Origin of the sequence: Sinorhizobium mexicanum (assembly GCF_013488225.1) — a bacterium.
Lineage (GTDB): Bacteria > Pseudomonadota > Alphaproteobacteria > Rhizobiales > Rhizobiaceae > Sinorhizobium > Sinorhizobium mexicanum.
The window spans coordinates 964,812-978,435 of sequence record NZ_CP041238.1; the positions used below are offsets into that span (position 1 = coordinate 964,812).

The 13,624-nt window shown below is 61.6% G+C and carries 15 protein-coding genes; 9 read left to right on the forward strand and 6 right to left on the reverse strand.

Annotation, left to right across the window (positions count from 1 at the left end; genetic code table 11):
• Positions 1-214 precede the first annotated feature (214 nt).
• From FKV68_RS04480 to FKV68_RS04505, 6 genes are all read left to right on the forward strand, one after another.
• A complete protein-coding gene (locus tag FKV68_RS04480) occupies positions 215-1,357 on the forward strand; it encodes a cell wall hydrolase (protein ID WP_180940330.1) in 1,143 nt (380 codons plus the stop codon).
• Positions 1,358-1,651: 294 nt separating this feature from the next.
• A complete protein-coding gene (locus FKV68_RS04485; protein ID WP_180940331.1) occupies positions 1,652-2,011 on the forward strand; it encodes an AtpZ/AtpI family protein in 360 nt (119 codons plus the stop codon).
• A gap of 60 nt (positions 2,012-2,071) precedes the next feature.
• Positions 2,072-2,824, forward strand: a complete 753-nt coding sequence (locus tag FKV68_RS04490; RefSeq protein ID WP_180940332.1) for a F0F1 ATP synthase subunit A — start codon at positions 2,072-2,074, stop codon at positions 2,822-2,824.
• Between the two features lie 85 nt (positions 2,825-2,909).
• The gene (locus FKV68_RS04495) at positions 2,910-3,137 is read left to right on the forward strand and encodes a F0F1 ATP synthase subunit C (protein WP_012707029.1); all 228 of its coding nucleotides are present in this window, start codon (positions 2,910-2,912) and stop codon (positions 3,135-3,137) included.
• Positions 3,138-3,214: 77 nt separating this feature from the next.
• Positions 3,215-3,826 (forward strand): F0F1 ATP synthase subunit B, encoded by a 612-nt coding sequence (locus tag FKV68_RS04500; protein ID WP_180940333.1) that lies wholly within the window; start codon positions 3,215-3,217, stop codon positions 3,824-3,826.
• A gap of 13 nt (positions 3,827-3,839) precedes the next feature.
• Entirely contained in the window at positions 3,840-4,325 is a 486-nt protein-coding gene (locus FKV68_RS04505) for a F0F1 ATP synthase subunit B (RefSeq protein WP_180940334.1), read from the forward strand.
• A gap of 365 nt (positions 4,326-4,690) precedes the next feature.
• Here FKV68_RS04505 and FKV68_RS04510 read toward each other — a convergent pair whose 3' ends face one another.
• Positions 4,691-5,341 carry a ribonuclease HII gene (locus FKV68_RS04510; RefSeq protein WP_180940335.1) on the reverse strand — a complete coding sequence of 217 codons (651 nt, stop codon included), beginning with the start codon at positions 5,339-5,341 and terminating at the stop codon, positions 4,691-4,693.
• Between the two features lie 200 nt (positions 5,342-5,541).
• On the reverse strand, positions 5,542-6,699 hold the full coding sequence (locus tag FKV68_RS04515) for a PA0069 family radical SAM protein (RefSeq protein ID WP_180940336.1): 1,158 nt from the start codon (positions 6,697-6,699) through the stop codon (positions 5,542-5,544).
• A 179-nt stretch (positions 6,700-6,878) separates the two neighbouring features.
• Between FKV68_RS04515 and FKV68_RS04520 the strand changes: the two genes are divergently transcribed.
• A complete protein-coding gene (locus FKV68_RS04520; RefSeq protein WP_180940337.1) occupies positions 6,879-7,409 on the forward strand; it encodes a glycosyltransferase family protein in 531 nt (176 codons plus the stop codon).
• Positions 7,410-7,893: 484 nt separating this feature from the next.
• On the opposite strand, the gene moaB is transcribed toward FKV68_RS04520, so the two are convergent.
• The 4 genes from moaB to FKV68_RS04540 all read right to left on the reverse strand — a co-directional run bounded on the left by moaB (position 7,894) and on the right by FKV68_RS04540 (position 12,448).
• The gene (gene moaB, locus FKV68_RS04525) at positions 7,894-8,436 is read right to left on the reverse strand and encodes a molybdenum cofactor biosynthesis protein B (RefSeq protein ID WP_180940338.1); all 543 of its coding nucleotides are present in this window, start codon (positions 8,434-8,436) and stop codon (positions 7,894-7,896) included.
• Between the two features lie 81 nt (positions 8,437-8,517).
• Complete coding sequence (locus tag FKV68_RS04530) at positions 8,518-9,453, reverse strand: 4-(cytidine 5'-diphospho)-2-C-methyl-D-erythritol kinase (protein ID WP_180940339.1); 936 nt, start codon at positions 9,451-9,453, stop codon at positions 8,518-8,520.
• Positions 9,454-9,457: 4 nt separating this feature from the next.
• On the reverse strand, positions 9,458-11,281 hold the full coding sequence (locus FKV68_RS04535; protein ID WP_180940340.1) for a tetratricopeptide repeat protein: 1,824 nt from the start codon (positions 11,279-11,281) through the stop codon (positions 9,458-9,460).
• Between the two features lie 150 nt (positions 11,282-11,431).
• Positions 11,432-12,448, reverse strand: coding sequence for a polyprenyl synthetase family protein (locus tag FKV68_RS04540; protein ID WP_180940341.1), 1,017 nt, complete (start codon positions 12,446-12,448; stop codon positions 11,432-11,434).
• Positions 12,449-12,557: 109 nt separating this feature from the next.
• Between FKV68_RS04540 and FKV68_RS04545 the strand changes: the two genes are divergently transcribed.
• Both FKV68_RS04545 and FKV68_RS04550 read left to right on the forward strand, forming a co-directional pair.
• The gene (locus tag FKV68_RS04545) at positions 12,558-12,779 is read left to right on the forward strand and encodes a putative signal transducing protein (protein ID WP_180940342.1); all 222 of its coding nucleotides are present in this window, start codon (positions 12,558-12,560) and stop codon (positions 12,777-12,779) included.
• 52 nt (positions 12,780-12,831) lie between these two features.
• Positions 12,832-13,605 (forward strand): tRNA1(Val) (adenine(37)-N6)-methyltransferase, encoded by a 774-nt coding sequence (locus FKV68_RS04550; protein ID WP_180940343.1) that lies wholly within the window; start codon positions 12,832-12,834, stop codon positions 13,603-13,605.
• Positions 13,606-13,624 lie beyond the last annotated feature (19 nt).

Below are 13,624 nucleotides of genomic sequence, written 5' to 3' on the forward strand. Positions count from 1 at the left end.
CACAGCCGCATTAACCAAACATCAAGGTTAATGCTTCATTTTCTAAGCTCGAACGAAGCGGTTCCGGTGCCCTGTCCGGCCGCTTCCAAATCTTAGCTTCCTGCACGGAATCCTGGAGCTGGTCTTTCGCCGGCTTGCGAGAACGCGTGCCCGAGTAAGTGTTGCGTGGAGCCGTTTGGTGCGTAAGAGCCAGAAGTCGCGTTGCAAGTCTCGTATGTCTTTGCCGGCCTGGGCTGCGTCCGCGTTGATCGGCATTGCCATTTTCCTGAGCTTCCCTTCAGCGGTCGCCTATTCCGACCTGGCGACTTTCCTGTCGGGCATCAACCGCGGTGGCGAGCGCTGGCGGATGTATCTCACGCAGTCGCCTGCCGGTTCGCTGCATGAGGTCGAGATGGTGTTCGCCGATCCGATCACCACCGGTGCCCTGGACGGCGGTGCAGGCGTCACCATGCCCGACGGTAGCCATGTGGCGCTGACCGCGGAAACCAAACATGAGGGCGCGACGCCCGACGAAGACCGCGTGACCCGCAAGCTCAAGAAGGGTCGGATCATTGCCGTTACCCCGGTGACGCCGCCGAAGGACTTTACCGCCGGTTCGATTCTCCAGCGGACGAGCTCGCTGATGGAGCCGGACTTCGACGGGGCCGAGAAGATGGTTTTCGCCAAACCGCGCATCATGGGCAAGGAGATCGAGATCGCCACGGCTTTCTACCGAAAGAAGCCGCCAAAGGCCGAGCCCGGCGTTTCGCCGATGCTCGCCAAGCTGATCACCAACGACAAGGCCGATATTCTTGCGACCGCCTATGTCCGGCCCGAGCCGGACTATGCGCGTGAGTCGCCCTTCGATTCGATCCTCAGGCAAGACAAGAACGGCGGGCGCTTCATTCCGGACATCGCGCCCGACGACCATGCCTGGGCGGCCACCGTCTTGCCGGCTACGGTCTTCAGCAAGGAGGAGCAGACCTGCCTCGCCGAGGGGATCTACTTCGAGGCCCGCAGCGAGTCCGTTAAGGGCCAGGCGGCGGTTGCGCAGGTCATTCTCAATCGCGTGCGCAATCCGACCTACCCGAAGACGATTTGCGGCGTCGTCTACCAGAACAAGGCCTGGCGCAATCGCTGCCAGTTCTCGTTCGCCTGCGACATGATCCGTGACCTGATCTATTCGCGCTCCCACTGGAAGACCGCCAAGGAAGTCGCGATGGCCGTCACCGCCGGCAAGATCTGGTTGCCGGAGGTGGGGTCGGCCACGCACTATCACGCGACCTATGTGAAGCCAGCCTGGGCGAAAACCATGAAGCGGGTTGGCAAGATCGGGTTGCACGTCTTCTATCGCACTTACGGCGGCGGCTGGAGCTGATCGAACAGCCTCGATTCCGCCGGGTGACTTGGCGCCGAACGGCCAGCTGGAACCGTCCGGTCGCGGCCGATTCCCGTTGCCGCTTTGCCGCAGCTCGCCAAATTTGTGGCTAAGCCACTGAAATCCCGACGAAATATTGTCCACGTCGAAGGTGTTCCCATGCCTTGACTATGCGGGTGCCTAAAACTATGTTGCGCGCGACTTCAAATGGGGCCGAAGCGTGGCTTGAACACCGGCCGTTTGTATGACCGAGATCGCGTTTAAGACCGCGTGGGGGCTGCAAAGGGGAGCCATGTGACGGAGAAGCCGGAAGAAAGTCTGGAAGAGCGGCTGAAGCGCCTTGGCGACGACATCGCGTCCAAACGGACGGACAAGTCGGACGACGTCGAGACGCGCGCCGCGGAAAGCCGGCAAGGTTATGCGGCGGCGATGAAGCTCTCGAGCGAGTTCATCGCCGGGATCGTTGTCGGGGCGTTTCTGGGCTATCTTTTGGACCATTTTGCGGGTACAGGGCCGTGGGGCATGATCGTCTTGCTCCTCCTGGGGTTCTGTGCCGGCGTCTTGAACGTGCTGCGGTCGGCCGGGCTGGTGGCGACGCCGGATCAGGGACGACGCAGCCCTGGAAATGACAAGAAGGACGGGGATGGCGCCTGAGGCGCCGCCCGAAAGAACACGGTTTCCGCTTGCGGGCGGGCAAAATGAAAGAGAAGCGCGGTGTCAAACGATCCGACCCACCAGTTCCTGGTCAACAAGATTGTCCCGATCGAAATTGGCGGAATTGACTTTTCCTTCACCAATGCGTCGCTGTTCATGGTCGCGACCGTCGGTGCAGCCGCCGGCTTTCTCTATCTGACGACCTCGCAGCGCGGCCTGATCCCGACACGCATGCAGTCGGTTTCGGAAATGTCCTACGAATTTATCGCCTCGATGCTGCGCGAGGGCGCCGGCAGCCACGGGATGAAATTCTTCCCGATGGTGTTCTCGCTGTTCATGTTCATCCTGACCGCGAACCTGCTCGGCATGTTTCCGTATTTCTTCACGGTTACCAGCCAGATCATCGTGACCTTCGCTCTCGCCGTCTTCGTGATCGGCACGGTCCTCCTCTACGGCTTCTACAAGCACGGCCTCGGCTTCCTGAAGCTTTTCGTGCCGCATGGCGTGCCGGGCGCGCTGCTGCCGCTGGTGGTGTCGATCGAAATCATCTCGTTCCTTTCCCGTCCCATCAGCCTCTCGGTCCGTCTGTTCGCAAACATGCTGGCCGGCCATATCACGCTGAAGGTCTTCGCAGGCTTTGTCGCCTCGCTCAGCGCCTTCGGCGCGCTCGGCATCGGTGGCGCGATCCTGCCGCTCCTCATGACCGTCGCTCTCACCGGTCTTGAATTCCTGGTCGCCTTCCTCCAGGCCTATGTCTTTGCGGTGCTGACCTGCATGTACCTCAACGACGCCGTCCACCCGGGAAGCCACTAAGGAATAACAGTCGCTGGCTTCCGCCCGGGTCCCTCCGGCGGAGGCACAAATCCTAGCCGCAACACCATTTCGAAGGAGTTCAATCATGGAAGCGGAAGCAGCAAAGTTCATCGGTGCAGGTCTTGCATGCCTTGGTATGGCCGGCACGGCTCTCGGCCTCGGCAACATCTTCGGCAGCTACCTGTCCGGCGCGCTGCGCAACCCGTCGGCTGCTGACGGCCAGTTCGGCCGCCTCGTATTCGGCTTCGCCGTTACGGAAGCTCTGGGCATCTTCTCGCTGCTCGTAGCCCTGCTCCTCCTCTTCGCCGTCTAATACGGACCGAAGTTTTGGCCGCGGCCTCGCTCAGGGGCCGCGGTCGCGCATATTCTTGAGTGCACCTGGAGGTGAGCATGTTCGTGACCGCGGCTTATGCCCAGTCAACCACACCTGAAGGCGAAGCACACGATCCCGCTGCGGCCGGCGAGGTGCACACCGAAACGGGTGTGGCCCCCGAAGGCGAACACGGCACGGGCGTGTTCCCGCCTTTCGATTCGACCCATTTCGCATCGCAGCTGCTCTGGCTCGCGATCACCTTCGGCCTCTTCTATCTGTTGATGTCGAAGGTTATCATTCCGCGTATTGGTAGCATTCTTGAGACCCGCCACGACCGGATCGCTCAGGATCTGGATGAAGCGTCGCGCCTCAAAGGCGAAGCCGATGCTGCCATCGCGTCCTACGAGCAGGAACTGGCGAGCGCCAAGGCCAAGGGGCATTCGATCGCCGATACAGCGCGCGACGCCGCCAAGGCGAAGGCTACTGCTGACCGGACCGCGGTCGAGGCTGACCTGGCAAACAAGATCACCGCCGCTGAAACGCGCATTGCTGACATCAAGTCCAAGGCGCTCGCCGACGTCGGCGCGATCGCCGAGGAAACGGCAACCGCTGTCGTCAAGCAACTGATCGGTGGAACTGTCACCAAGGCTGAGATCACTGCCGCCGTCAAGGCATCGGCAGGCAACTGAGGACCAATGAACGATGGCTCTTGATGCTACTTTCTACGCCCTTATCGGCCTGATCCTCTTCCTTGCTCTCATCGCCTATCTCAAGGTTCCGGGCATGATGGCCAGCGCGCTCGACGCTCGCGCCGACAAGATCGGCAACGAACTGGCTGAAGCCAAGCGCCTGCGCGAAGAGGCCCAGAGCCTGGTCGCCGAGTATCAGCGCAAGCGCAAGGACGCCGAGGCCGAGGCGGCCAGCATCGTTGCCGCAGCCCAGCGGGAAGCGGAAATGCTGACGGCGGAAGCCAAGCAGAAGACCGAGGAATATGTCGCGCGCCGCACGGCCCTTTCCGAACAGAAGATCAAGCAGGCCGAAAGCGACGCGATCAATGCGGTCCGCTCGGCAGCCGTCGATCTGGCGATCAGCGCGGCGGAAAAGGTCTTGTCGGCCAAGACCGATGCCGGTGCGCAGGATACGCTGTTCAAGAAGGCGCTCGGCGAGGTCAAGTCTCGGCTCAACTGAGACGATGACAGTCTCTGAAATCCGAAGGAAGCCCCGCCTCGGCGGGGCTTTTTTTGTTGGCGGTACTGGTATTCGGCGCGGGATAGAGCGGGGACGCGCTCACGTGCGTTCGCACTGCCGCTCCATCTCCTTGTCTTTGCCGTGTTTGTGCGATGTGAGGTGATCCCACCTGACGGCAAATGCTCTACAGCGCCGCGCGTCTTTTCAGACGCACAAAGGTCGCTGTAGCACTTTGAATCACTGCGTGTTTTTGTCCTTAAATCGGACGATTTAAGGAAAGATACAGTAGCGCGGCGCGTGTCAGGTCTCACACACGCGCCACCACCGGGCAGCGCGCCTGCCGGTCTCAGGCGGAATGCGGAGCATCAGACCTGGCGAAAGGGGCGGAAGCTCATTCGATGCAGCGAGCACGGGCCGTGGCTGTCGATCGCGTTTCGATGCTTTACGGTGGCATAGCCGGCGTGAACGGCGAAGCCGTAGGCCGGGAACGTGGCATCGGCGCGGGCCATCATGCGATCACGGGTCACCTTGGCGACGATCGATGCGGCGGCGATCGACATCGATCGGGAATCGCCTTTGATGACCGCTTTGGCGTGACAGGAGATGCCCGGCGGAACATCACGACCGTCGACGAGCACAAAACGTGCGGTCGTGGAAAGACCGTCGACGGCCCGCCGCATCGCGTCGAGGCTTGCCTTGAGGATATCGGTCGTGTCGATGCGTGTCGCCGAAGACGAGGCGATCGACACCGTCGCCGTCGCAAGAATTTGCTCAAACAGTGCTTCGCGCTGCTCCGGGCTCAGGAGCTTGCTGTCGTTGAGACCGTCCGGAATGGCGTCCGGGTCGAGGATGACCGCGGCAGCAACGACCGGACCGGCCAAAGGACCGCGCCCAGCCTCGTCCGCACCGGCGACAGGCCAAAAGCCATCTCGCCGGGCAGCAAGCTCGAAGCCGAAATCAGGGACGGGCAGCTCGATGGGAAAAAGTGGGGAATCGGGCGACTTGCGACGTGACATGCGGGGGACCCTCGCATATTCGCCCGATTCCCTTCAAGCCCCCCCGGTACGAGTGCGGCGGTGACCGGGAGGAAAGCCAGCGCCATCACGAGGCAGGGGAGGGCGCCGGAACCGAAATTTTGCACGAACGATGCTATCGAACTCCTGTCGGGGAGGAGATCGGCTTGCATCTGGCGGGAAATCTCAGGGTGTTCGCTGACCTAAAGCAGCGACAGTTGGACCCCCATTCCGAGCGGCGGAACGAAGACATCATTCCGCAATTGCCGGCGCGTCAGGTTGAGCCCCAGGCGCTTGGCAGCAAGTTCGAAGCGCCGGCCGATCTGCCAGGCATAAGGACCCGCCCCCTTCATGCGCTTGCCAAACTCGGCGTCATAGTCCTTGCCGCCCCGCATGGAGCGGATCAGCGACATGACGTGGCGATAGCGGTCGGGATAATTGCGCAGCAGCCAGTCGCGAAAGAGCGGGCTCACCTCGAGCGGCAGCCGCAACAGCACGTAGCTCGCTTCCGACGCGCCCGCCGTCTTCGCCGAATCGAGCACGCGCTCGATCTCATGGTCGTTCAATGCCGGAATGATCGGTGAAACCAGAACACCGGCGGGAATACCCGCGTCGGAGATGGCGCGGATCGCCTCGAGCCGCTTTGTCGGCGTCGATGCCCGCGGCTCCATCGTGCGCGCCAGTTTTCGATCGAGCGTGGTCACCGAAATGCCGACCCGCGCTAGACCCATTTCCGCCATCGGGGCAAGCAGATCGATGTCGCGCGTCACCATTGCCGATTTGGTGACGATCATCACCGGGTGGTTCGCCGCCTTCAACACTTCGAGGATCTGGCGCATGATCCGCCATTCCTTCTCGATCGGCTGATAAGGGTCGGTATTGGTGCCGATCGCAATTGGGCGAACCTTGTAGTCGGGCCTTGCCAATTCACGCTCCAGCAAACGCGGAGCGTCCGGCTTGGCGAAAAGCTTGGACTCGAAGTCAAGGCCTGCCGAAAGGCCCATGTACGAGTGGGTCGGCCGTGCAAAACAATAGATGCAGCCGTGCTCGCAGCCGCGGTAAGGGTTGATCGAGCGGTCGAAACCGATGTCCGGGGACTCGTTGCGCGTGATGACCGCCCGGGGCTTCTCGACCTGGACCTCGGTCTTGAAAGGCGGCAGTTCCTCGATGCTCTCCCAACCGTCGTCGAAGACCTCGCGGGTTTGCGGTTCGAAGCGGCCCGTCATGTTGAGGCCGGCGCCGCGGCCGCGCCGACGATCGATGTCGATCCTCAGGCCCGTCCCCTTGATCATTGCTTCGGCCATATCCGCGGTGTTGGCGGGTGCAAAAGCACCCTGCCTCAATTGAGACAGCTCGGTCATCGATATCTCCTCGGAAACAGGCGGGGCTCGTTTCGTCCTGATTATTTTCCTATCGCAGAAAACAGAACAAAGCAAGAACAAAAGTTGAGAATGTGAGTGGGGGAGATCGCACCGGAGCGGCGAAGCGGGCAGGCCCGATGGCTGTAGCATTTGTAAGTGCAATGCGATAGGAACGACTGATGCTGACGATCATCATGGAAACGAGGGACAACGAGCCCGAACTCGCGCAGACGCTGTCGGTGCTTGTTGCCGGCGCCGTGGAGGGCCTTGTCAGCGATGTCATCATTCTCGATCACGGCTCGAAAGACGGTTCGCTGCGTGTCGCCGACGCAGCCGGCTGCCGTTTCTGCGTCGATTGGCACCTGGACGACATTGTCCGTTCGGCACGCGGCGAATGGCTGATGCTCCTGGAACCGGGCGCGCGGCCCACTGGGCGTTGGGTGGAAGAGCTTCTTGAATATGTGTCGCTCAACAGAAATCCGGCTCGGTTCTCTCCTTCACGCATGCATCGCCGCCCGCTGCTAAACCGCCTGTCGCGCAGGACACGCCCCCTTGAGACAGGCCTTCTGATGCAGAAGCGCGATGCGATTGCCGTCGCCCGCGCGAATATGCAGCTGAGCGACATGGCCAATGTTCGTGCCGTGCGCAAACTGGCGACCGAGCTCGTTCCCGCCTGGGTAGCGGCCGGCAATCGTTCGGCTGCGGAGTAGTGCTTATACTGTCAAGCATCCTTAAAATCGTCGCCGATTTAAGGATGAAAACATGCGCAATCGAAAGTTTTAAGCATCCCTTATGCGTCTGATAGGAGGCGCGGCGCTGTGGGTATCGGTCGCAAGAATGGGGTGCCTGTCTTGTCCGCGGCACCCCCCGAAGCGGCTCTCAAATGACCTTGCTAGCGAAAATGGCTTGCCATGCAATCCAAGGGACGGCATGTCGTATGCATCCTGCTCTTCCCCCGCCCGTGTCGTGGGATGATCTGTCTTCGCTGCGCCTGAGATGGATGGTCGGTCTAGCCTTAAGCCACCCCCACGCTGGCTGACACGAAAAAATCTACCGGGGTTGATCGAGGCTGGCTGTTTCGCTGGGAACAACCCGCAGCTGAAAGAGGAAAAATATCGAGGCGAGCTCGCTGCCGGACAACTTGAGAACGCGAGGGACGCAGTCACATGCTCTTTCAGTTAGACTTGCTCACATCTAGCCGCGTTGGAGGTGCTCGTCCAACCGCGGCATGATTTCAACGAAATTGCAGGGCATGTGCCGATAGTCGAGCTGTTGCTTCAGGATACCGTCCCAAGCGTCCTTGCAGGCGCCCGGCGATCCGGGCAGGACGAAGATGAAGGTAGCATTGGCGACACCGCCGGTGGCTCGCGACTGGATCGTGGACGTGCCGATCTTCTCGTAGGAGATCCGATGGAACACTTCGGAAAAGCCGTCCATGCGCTTTTCGAAGAGGGGCTCGAGCGCCTCCGGTGTCACGTCGCGGCCGGTGAAGCCGGTGCCTCCGGTGGTAATGATAACGTCGATCGCATCGTCCAGCGTCCAGGCCTTTACTTGATCGTAGATCTTCTGCCGGTCGTCCCGGACGATCGCCCGTGCTTCGAGCCGATGGCCGGCCTCGCGAATGCGCGCCTCAAGTGTGTCGCCTGACCTGTCGTCGGCGCGCGTGCGCGTGTCGGATACCGTAAGCACGGCAATGCCGACGGGAATGAAGCGGCGGCCTTCGTCGATGCCAGGCATTGGGTGCTATCCTCTCCCCTACTGCATGCTTCCTTAGATCGAAATCGATTTAAGGACAAAATCATGCAGCAATTCAAAGTGCTACAGCGACCTCTGCGCATCCGATTTGACGCGCGGCGCTGTGGTTCGCGCGGCGCAAACGTACCATTCCGGATGGCTGGCGGAAATACGCTCGACCGCCCGCTGCGCTCTTTCGTCGCTGTCGAACAGCCCGAAGCAGGTGGCGCCAGAGCCGGACATGCGCACAAGCCTGGCACCCCCCGCCTTCAGGCTGCTCGACACCTCCTCGATCGCAGGAACGAGCGCCCGCGCGGGCCTCTCCAGATCGTTGCGCATATCGGCCATCGCCGACAACCATTCCGCGACTGTGCTCATATCCTTCGGCAGGACGAGCGGGGGATTCCTCTTGTTCAGGAGCGTCCGGAAGATCATCGGTGTCGAAACGGCGACCAGCGGATTGACGAGGACGATCGCGAAGGACGGGAGATCGGGAAGGGCGGTGATCTTCTCGCCGATTCCCTCGGCCAGAAGCGGTCCTCCGTAGAGGCACATTGGCACATCCGCCCCGAGCGCGAGCGCAACGGTATCGAGCGTAGCCGGCTCCAAGGAAACACCCCACAGCATGAGGAGACCCCGAAGGGTTGCCGCCGCATCCGCCGAACCGCCGCCGATGCCGGAGGCGACGGGTAGGTTCTTTTGGAGATGGAGATGGACCGGACCGGCGGCGATGCCTCGTGACGTCAGTTCGCGCCGCAACAGGTCGCGTGCGCGCAACACCAGATTGCCACCCTGGTTCTCCGCCGAAAGCGGCAGCCCGTCCGAGAAGCGTCCGGACACGGTGAAGCTGTCGGCATCAGCCAACGCGAGACCGATCCGGTCGCCGCAATCCGCGAAAGTAACGAGGCTTTCCAGAAGATGGTGGCCGTCCGCGCGCTGGCCGACGACATGCAGTGCGAGATTGATCTTGGCGGGCGCCGCGCATGTCAGCGCGAAGCCCGGAATGCCGCCCTGATGCATATTCTCAGGATTTCTTGTCCGGCGTCGCGGGGCCCGTCTTCTTCGGCAACTCCTTGGCGTCGGCCGCGGCCGGAACCTGCGGCTTGAGCGGCGGCAAGCCGTTTTCGATCTTCGCCTTGATCTTCGGGATTTCCGCTTCCTCGGGCTTCAACTCCAGTGTCTGGTTCCACTGGAACACCGCTTCGAGCTTGCGTCCGACCCGCCAGTAAGCATCGCCCAGGTGGTCGTTGATCGTGGCGTCGCCGGCCATCAATTCGGCCGCACGCTCGAGTTCAGTCACGGCATCGTCGAACCGGTTCATGCGGAAATAGGCCCATCCGAGCGAGTCGACGATGTAGCCGTCGTCGGGCTTGAGCTCGACCGCCTTGCGGATCATGTCGAGGCCCTCGTCGAGATTTATGTTCATGTCGACCCAGGAATAGCCGAGATAGTTCAGGACCTGCGGTTGATCCGGATTGAGCTCCAGCGCCTTACGGAAGTTCGGCTCGGCCTTTTCCCAGATCTTCTGTCGCTCGTAGGCGATGCCGCGCTGGAAGAATACGGTCCAGTCGCCGCGCTTCGGGACGGGACCGATGGCGGCAACGGCCCGATCATAGAGCTCGCCCATCTCCTTGTAGTCTTTGGCGTCCGACAGCACGCTGCCATAGGCGAGATAGTTGCGGATATTCTTGGGATCGACGTCGATCAGCGCTCTAAGGTGCTTCTTGGCCTCATCGACCTTGCCGATGCTGGCAAGGCTAAGACCGAGCTGGAGCTCGGAGAGGCGGCGCATTGGCGAACCTTCCGGGACGCTCTTGTAAAGCGCGATCGCCTCGTCTTCCTTTTTCAGGTTTTCGGCAATCCCGCCAAGCATGACGAGGATGTCGGCACTTTCCGGATCGAGCTGGCGCGCCGTCTGCAGATAGAGCGAAACGACGTCTTCCGCGCCTTCGCGATTGAGTGCGCCTCCGACGGAAAAGAGCACGGCGGCGGCGCCCTGCACGGCGTTGCGAACCTGCTGCTCCTGGGGCTTGCCTTCCTCGATGCTCTTTCTCAGCGCTTCGAGCGGCGTGTAGTTGTTGACCATGCCTTCGCCGACGGCAATGGTGTCGAGCGCCTTTTGCTTGTTGCCCTCACGGGCCTCGAAGCGCGCCAGTGCCTCGACCGAGCGCATGAACGTGTCGGGAGCGGCGCTGCCGCCCTCGCGGTCGAGAATGGCGTCGTTGAGCCGTGCGCGTGCTGTTGCCTTGTCGCCGGCGGCAAGCGCGATCGCACCGGCATGATAGTTCTTGAAGACGCGGAACCATTCCGGGCCGTCGAGCGCCTTGATCTGCGCCAGCGCTTCCTTCGGTCGGCCCTGGCCGAACTTCGCCCAGGCGGACAGAAGCGTATTCATCATCCGGTCTAGATCGTTCGGGCCGTCATAGGCAAGCAGCTTCTGGGCGCTGCGGTATTCACGTTTGCGGATCGCTTCGATTGCGCGTACGACCGTCGTGATCCGTTCGACGGCCGGATCGGACTTGAGGTCCTCTGCGATCTTGACGCCCTCGTCAAGCTTGCCCGCCATGAGCAGCGTGATCATCAGCCGCTGCTTGACGTCGTTGTTGTCCGGCTCGAACTGCAGGGCAGTCTTGTAGAGCTCGGTTGCTGACGCGAAGTCGCGATCCACGTCGGCCGTGCGGGCGGCCAGAAAAGCGCCGGAAAAGGTGTCAACCGATCTGATGTCGAACGGCTTCGTGTCTTCGACCGCCGCCTTTTCCTCGGCAAAGGCCTGATAGCTGCCGGCCACCGATGCGAGGGCTATCAGTGCCGCGCCGCTAAGAAGGCGAAGAAGTGTGTTTTGCCGCATATCAAACCTTTCAATGCCGACGGTGCGTTTGCCGCACCGTCGCTGGTTGTTCCGGGTCGATGAGAGATTGCCGGAAGCAAGTCTTGAAGAACAGAATGGCTTTTTTGGCGCAACGCGGCAAGAAATTCCTAAAATGGAATATTCGCCGGTCTAGCTCACTCGATCGATGCAGAAATCGATCACCTCTATCAGCGCTGATTTCCAAGGAGAAACCGGCAACGGCGCCAAGGCGTCACGCGCGATCGTGCCATAATGCTGCGCACGCGCAATCGTGTCGGTAAGCCCGCCATAGCGCCGGATGAGCCCCAGCGCCTTTTCGAGATTGGCACCGTCATTGTTCCCGCCTTCGATGGCTTCGCGCCAGAAGGTGCGGTCCTCCGGCGTGCCGCGGCGATAGGAGAGGATGACCGGAAGCGTGATCTTGCCTTCACGGAAGTCATCGCCGACGTTCTTGCCGAGGTCGCTCGAAGAGCCGCCGTAGTCGAGGACGTCGTCGACCAATTGAAAGGCCAGTCCGAGGTTCATGCCGTACGACTTCAGCGCGTTGCGGTTCGCCTTGCTGGTAGCCGCAACGATCGGCCCGACTTCCGCCGCTGCGGCGAAGAGCGCCGCCGTCTTGGCGCGGATGACCTGCAGGTAGTCGTCTTCGGTCGTCTCCATGTTCTTGGCGACCGAAAGCTGCAGGACTTCGCCTTCGGCAATGACCGAGGCGGCCGTCGAAAGCACGTCGAGGGCTTCGAGCGAGCCGACATCGACCATCATGCGAAACGCTTGGCCAAGCAGGAAGTCGCCAACGAGCACGCTTGCCTGGTTGCCCCAGATCGTGCGTGCCGTCGATTTTCCACGCCTGAGATCGCTTTCGTCCACGACGTCGTCGTGCAGCAGCGTCGCCGTATGCATGAATTCGACGCTGGTCGCGAGCTTGACGTGGGCGTCGCCTTCGTAGCCGAACAGCGAGGCGGCGGCGAGCGTCAGCATGGGGCGCAGGCGTTTGCCGCCGGACGAAATCAGGTGGTTGGCGACCTCCGGGATCATCTGGACATCGGAGCCGGCTTTGGACAGGATGAGTTGGTTGACCCGCTCCATGTCGGACATGGTCAGGTCGACGAGCGGCTTCACAGACGCCTGTTTGTTTTTATTGTCTTCCAGCGGTATCACTACGCCCAACGCCCGGACTCCTGTTTCATCGTCGATTTCGACAATAGAAAGAGGGCTTTCAGGCGGCAAGAGGCGAATTGCCTCGCTTGCTTGAAATAAGACAGGAAAACCGAGCCCAATGAAGGAACTGATCCGTACCAACGACGCCGTTCTTCTCTCCTTCGCCGAAAGCCTTATGAAGGACGCCGGCATTGGCTGTCTCATTGCCGATCAGGGCATGAGCATCCTGGAGGGCTCGCTTGGGCTATTGCCGCGCCGTTTCCTGGTCGCGGAGGATGATGCCGAGAAGGCGCGGCGGATCCTGATCGATGCGGGCCTCGGAAGGGAATTGCGGCAGTGATTTCGGCTTTTCTGCGAACCGCTTGCGCCCTTTCCTTCGGAGGGGCCGCGCAATGACGACGATGCCGGAAACCGTGGACGCCTTCCACCGGGGCAGGTTTCATTTGATTCAGCCGCTGGGCCAGGGGCATCGCTCCGGGATGGATGCGATGCTCCTCGCCTCCCTCGTTTCCTGCCGCGATCGTTGCCGCGTGGCCGATCTCGGCGCCGGTGCGGGTGCCGCCGGCATGGCGGTCGCCTCCAGGCTCGAGGAGGCTGATGTGCTCTTGGTGGAGCGTTCGGCGATCATGGCCGGCTTCGCACGCCGCAGCCTCGCACTGCCGCAGAATTCACACTTCGCGTCGCGGGTTTCGGTGCTTGAGGCGGACGTGTCGCTGAACGGCAAGGCGCGCGCCGCCGCGGGCCTGCCGGACGATGCCTTCGATCATGTTATCATGAACCCGCCGTTCAACGACGCGGCGGACCGGAAGACGCCGGACAGCCTTAAGGCCGAGGCTCACGCGATGACCGGCGATCTTTTCGAGGCCTGGATCAAGACCGCTGGGGCGATCATGAAGCCGGGCGGGCAGCTGTCTCTGATCGCCCGGCCGGAATCGATCGCCGAGATCATCGCGGCATGCGGTCGGCGTTTCGGCGGTATCGAGATCACACCGCTTCTTCCGCGCGCGGGCGAGAATGCCGTGCGTATCCTCGTGACAGCGATCAAGCAGAGCCGCAAGCGATTGGTTCTGCGCGCGCCGCTCATCATGCATGACGAGGGAACGCACCGGTTTTCCCCGGAAGTGGACGACCTCAACAATGGGCGCGCGGCATACCGCCGCCGGTGATAAAGGGTAACGGATGAGA